Source organism: Nocardia sp. CC201C, from assembly GCF_030010695.1.
Taxonomy (GTDB): Bacteria; Actinomycetota; Actinomycetes; order Mycobacteriales; family Mycobacteriaceae; genus Nocardia; species Nocardia otitidiscaviarum.
The window spans coordinates 1-2,700 of the sequence record NZ_JASCXP010000632.1 but is presented as its reverse complement, the minus strand read 5'-3'; the positions used below and the strand labels follow the sequence as shown (position 1 = coordinate 2,700).

4 protein-coding genes are annotated in these 2,700 nt (G+C 69.0%); 3 read left to right on the top strand and 1 reads right to left on the bottom strand.

Translation table 11 applies throughout. The annotated features are described in order from the left end of the window. Positions 1-272: prepilin peptidase (locus QK444_RS35220; RefSeq protein ID WP_282786314.1), on the bottom strand; the 272-nt coding region annotated here is incomplete at its 3' end. Positions 273-441: 169 nt separating this feature from the next. Between QK444_RS35220 and QK444_RS35215 the strand changes: the two genes are divergently transcribed. Genes QK444_RS35215 through nusB form a run of 3 tightly spaced genes read left to right on the top strand, consistent with a single transcriptional unit; the run spans position 442 to position 2,699 of the window. Continuing rightward, positions 442-1,563: a Xaa-Pro peptidase family protein gene (locus tag QK444_RS35215; protein WP_282786312.1), complete on the top strand. Its 1,122-nt coding sequence runs from the start codon at positions 442-444 to the stop codon at positions 1,561-1,563. A gap of 34 nt (positions 1,564-1,597) precedes the next feature. Then, a complete protein-coding gene (gene efp / locus QK444_RS35210; RefSeq protein ID WP_029924386.1) occupies positions 1,598-2,161 on the top strand; it encodes an elongation factor P in 564 nt (187 codons plus the stop codon). 19 nt (positions 2,162-2,180) lie between these two features. After that, on the top strand, positions 2,181-2,699 hold the full coding sequence (nusB, locus tag QK444_RS35205) for a transcription antitermination factor NusB (protein ID WP_282786310.1): 519 nt from the start codon (positions 2,181-2,183) through the stop codon (positions 2,697-2,699). The last annotated feature ends 1 nt before the right edge of the window (position 2,700 follow it).

Genomic DNA, 2,700 nt, shown 5'->3' with positions numbered 1-2,700 from the left:
GCGAGCGCGCAGGCGCCGCCCAATCCGAGGGCGAGTTTCACATCCCCGGCACCGAGTGCGGACGGCATCGTCAGATGAATCAATAGGTAGGGGACCGCCAGCAGCAGCGCGCCGACCAGCGCGACCGCCCACCGGCCGTCGAGCCAGGCGTATCCGAGCACCACCGCGGCGCCCGGCAGCGTCAGCAGGTTCGGCAGCCGCCGGCGGCGTAGATCCGCGGCGCCGAGTGCCGCACACCAGGTGAGAAGTCCGAGCAGCGGGATCGGGTCCATGTCTACGAGACTGCCGCGCCGCACTCCCACGCGGGCGCCCCGAACGCGAATTGTGGACAACTACCTCGGATGTGGACAACGTCTGTTCCCGTCGGCGACCCTCGTCGTGACCGGGCGGTTCCCCGCGTTGCGGGTCGGTGTCGCGGCGTGTCGGCTGTAGCTTGGACGCATGGCTGATCACGATCCCGGCCCGCGCCCCAACTACGCACTGCGGCGGGCCGCGCTGCGGGACCTGCTGGTGGAGAACCGGGTCGACGCGCTCCTGGTGACCGACCTGATCAATATCCGCTACCTGACCGGATTCACCGGCTCCAATGCCGCGCTGCTGGTGTATGCCTGGGACACCACCGAGGACCGGACCGTCATCTGCACCGACGGCCGCTACCGCACCCAGGTGGCCGAGCAGTCGCCGGACCTGCGGGCGGAGATCAACCGGGCCAGCGCGCGCCGCGTGGTCGAGATCGCGGGGGAGTGGCAGACCGGCCGAGTCGGCTTCGAGAGCCATGTCGTCACCGTCGAGCAGCATCGCGCCTTCCTGGCCCAGGCCACCGGCCTGGATCTGGTTCCGGTCTCGGGCCTGGTCGAACAGCTGCGGATGGTCAAGGACGCCTTCGAGGTGCACCAGCTCGCGGCCGCCTGCACCGCCGCCGACACCGCGCTGGCCGCCCTGCTGGAACGCGGCGGCCTGCGTCCCGGTCGCACCGAACGCCAGGTGGCCCGCGAACTGGAATGGCTCATGTTCGAACACGGCGCGGAGGCCGTGGCCTTCGAGACCATCGTGGCCACCGGCGTGAATTCGGCCGTCCCGCATCACCGCCCGACCGGGGCGGAACTGGCCACCGGCGACTTCGTGAAGATCGACTTCGGGGCCGTGGTGGGCGGCTACCACTCCGATATGACCCGCACCTTCGTCCTCGGCCACGCCTCGGACTGGCAGCGCGAGATCTACGACCTGGTGCTGCGCTCGCAGCGGGCGGGCCGCGAGGCGCTGGCGCCGGGAGTGGCGACGAAAGCGGTGGATGCCGCGTCCCGCGCGGTCATCGAGGCCGCGGGCTACGGCGAGCTGTTCGTGCACGGCCTCGGACACGGCGTCGGCCTGCGGATCCACGAAGCACCCGGAATCGCCAAAACGGGCACAGGTACACTGCTGGATGGCGTGGCGGTGACCGTCGAGCCAGGTGTGTATTTCCCCGGCCGCGGCGGCGTCCGGATCGAGGATACGCTCGTGGTTCGCAAGGGGGGCCCCGAACTGCTCACCCACACCAGCAAGGACCTGACCGTCGTCGACTGACGCGGTTGCCCGACTATGAGGAGATCCGAAGACAGTGGCGGACACCAGCGACTTCAAGAACGGCCTCGTGCTGAAGATCGACAATCAGCTCCAGCAGATCGTCGAATTCCAGCACGTCAAGCCGGGTAAGGGTCCCGCCTTCGTGCGCACCAAGCTGAAGAACGTCGTCTCCGGCAAGGTTGTCGACAAGACCTTCAACGCCGGTGTGAAGGTCGAGACCGCGACCGTCGACCGTCGCGATATGACCTACCTCTACCACGACGGCTCGGACTACATCTTCATGGACGGCGAGACCTTCGACCAGATCCACCTGGGCGAGAACATCGTCGGCAAGGCGGGCGGCTTCCTGCTGGAGAACATGGGCGTGCAGATCGCCATGTACGAGGGTGAGGCGCTGTTCATCGAGCTCCCCGTCTCCATCGAGGTCGAGGTCACCCACACCGAGCCGGGCCTGCAGGGCGACCGCTCCAGCGCGGGCACCAAGCCCGCCACCATCGAGACCGGGGCCGAGGTGCAGGTTCCGCTGTTCATCAATGTCGGCGACAAGCTGAAGGTCGACACCCGCGACGGCAGCTACATCAGCCGCGTCAACTCCTGACGCGCGGATAATGGTGACCGTGGCCGATCAGCCCGTGGACAAGAAGTCGAACTACAAGAAGCTGGGTGCGCGGCACAAGGCGCGCCGCCGCGCGGTGGACCTGCTGTTCGAGGCCGAGGCGCGCGACATCGACCCGGCGGAGCTCACCGCCGAGCGGGTGGCGCTGGCCCTGCGCGATGACGCGGTCGCGCCCGTGAACCCCTACACCCGGGTCCTGGTCGAAGGCGTGGCCGACGATCTGGACCGGGTGGACGCCACCATCGAGTCCTACCTGCAGGATTGGACGCTGTCGCGGCTGCCCGCCGTGGACCGCGCCATTCTGCGGGTGGCGGTGTGGGAGCTGTTCCACGCCAACGACGTTCCGCCGGTGGTGGCGGTGGACGAGGCGGTGGAACTGGCCAAGGAGCTGTCCACCGACGACTCCCCGTCCTTCATCAACGGCGTGCTCGGCCGCGTGGTGGAGGTGGCGCCGCAGGTGCGCGCCGCCGCCGCGGCCACCCGCGCCAGCGCCCCCGCCGACCCGTCCGACGAGGCGTAAG

Excerpts from the sequence above, each read along its gene's own strand:
- QK444_RS35215 (WP_282786312.1), top strand. The coding sequence starts at position 442 with ATGGCTGATCACGATCCCGGCCCGCGCCCCAACTACGCACTGCGGCGG.